This window comes from Roseovarius dicentrarchi (genome assembly GCF_003316635.1).
GTDB lineage: Bacteria > Pseudomonadota > Alphaproteobacteria > Rhodobacterales > Rhodobacteraceae > Roseovarius > Roseovarius dicentrarchi.
Genome location: NZ_QNQP01000077.1, coordinates 1 through 1,239, shown reverse-complemented (window position 1 = coordinate 1,239; position 1,239 = coordinate 1). Strand labels below are relative to the sequence as shown.

The 1,239-nt window shown below is 62.4% G+C and carries 3 protein-coding genes; all 3 read right to left on the bottom strand.

Features of this window, described 5'->3' with window-relative positions; all coding sequences use genetic code 11:
• Positions 1–218: hypothetical protein (locus DQ230_RS16910; protein WP_203228123.1), on the bottom strand; the 218-nt coding region annotated here is incomplete at its 3' end.
• A 67-nt stretch (positions 219–285) separates the two neighbouring features.
• On the bottom strand, positions 286–684 hold the full coding sequence (locus tag DQ230_RS16905) for a transposase domain-containing protein (RefSeq protein ID WP_238987581.1): 399 nt from the start codon (positions 682–684) through the stop codon (positions 286–288).
• The coding region (locus DQ230_RS16900; RefSeq protein WP_162497504.1) for a DNA-binding domain-containing protein at positions 605–1,239 on the bottom strand (635 nt) is incomplete at its 5' end. The genes DQ230_RS16900 and DQ230_RS16905, both read right to left, overlap by 80 nt.

Below are 1,239 nucleotides of genomic sequence, written 5' to 3'. Positions count from 1 at the left end.
CGGCCTTCACGATCTACCGCAACCGGCGTGTAGATCAGCCCGGCCAGATAGGCTTGGCGCGCAGTAGGCTTCGCAACAACGCGGTGCGACAGGCCGGCCGCAAAAATATCATCGTATGAGCGGCCCCGCGCGCCCTGGCTGCGCCGTCCCGGCTCAGCATTGTAGCGGGCGATCTCGCGCCCGATGATGCGGCGCGCGGTGTCGATATCAATCGGCACGATACTGGCATCAGGGGCCGCGCCGGGCGCATGGCCCGCATGTGCGTTCTTGAAGTCCGGGCGATCATCAATGACACGCGGGCAGACTGGCAAAGGTACGCTCGGCAATCTTCGCCTGCGCGTTGCCCGGCAGGGCAAAATGCAGCTTGATACCAAGGTGGTGACATATGCCAAGCGGTTGAACACCTTCGGTATTCTTGCCCGCGTTGCGGAACCTGTGGACGTTGCCGCCCGCGACCAGATGCCCGGCAAAAGACGATCCGTTGTCGGTATAAAGCCGGCCCGAAATGCCAAGTGTCTGGCATGTGTCGCGAATCAGATGGACGGTATCAACGGCGTTTTCGGAATTGGTCAGAACCCAATGCAGCACCTTGTTTGATGCCACATCAGTGAGAACCAGCATGACAGGCCGCACCGCGCGCCCATCGCCGAAATCGGCCCAGAAGTCCTGCGCCGGGCTGTCCAGCGAAACCCAATCCAGCGCGCGGATCGCCCGCTTGTCGCGCAATGCCGATTGCGCCCGCGCGCTTGCTGGCCTCTTCGCGGCCAAGCCTTGCGGTCAACTGCTGGGCGGGCGTCAGCGCGGACCAGCGCCGGAAAACTGTTGCGTAAGACGGCCAATCCCAGCCCTTTTGCGCTGCGATATCGCGCACATCGCGCCACGCCTGAATAAGGGGGAAATCCTTGCTGGCATCGCGGATGATCGTCATGAAGCAGCGCCACGCATCGTTCGAAGTGCTGGCCCGCACGGGGCTGCCCTTGTGACCGGGCAAAAGCGCGGGCGCATAATTGATCGGATCGACGCCTTCAACAGTGTTTAAATACCGTTGAAGGGTGCGTTTATCGGTGCCTTCTGTGCCAAACTTAGCGCGGACAAGGCGCAGCCTGTCGCCCCAGCTTACCTCAGACCCAACGGCTTTCAAAAGCCTTACCATGGCCGCGCGGCGTTCGGCCTTGGCCCGCAGGCTGGCGCTTGCCGCCAGATAGCTTGCGTGGGCGTCATCGTCATAGGTGCCGGGCG